Origin of the sequence: Thermanaerothrix sp. (genome assembly GCA_026417795.1) — a bacterium.
GTDB lineage: Bacteria > Synergistota > Synergistia > Synergistales > Synergistaceae > Thermanaerovibrio.
In genome coordinates this window covers 2,077-2,311 of sequence record JAOACP010000070.1, presented here as the reverse complement: position 1 = coordinate 2,311, position 235 = coordinate 2,077, and positions in this window count along the sequence as shown.

Here is a 235-nt window from a genome sequence, read left to right as displayed (position 1 = left end):
GTTCTTCTTTTTTTATTACACCGAGGCGGTCTGTCAGCAAGAGCAAGAGGACCGGAGCCGACCCTACTGGGTTCCAACCGAAAAGGAATATAATGATCAACGGCGAACGGTAACGGATTATCAATCCATCCTCTTGAACGAGGATGTTCTGGCATTTTATGGGCATCCTGGTTCCCGACAGATGGGAATTTTAGGGGTATATCCAATTGAAGAATTGTATGCCCGGCTTGTGCAG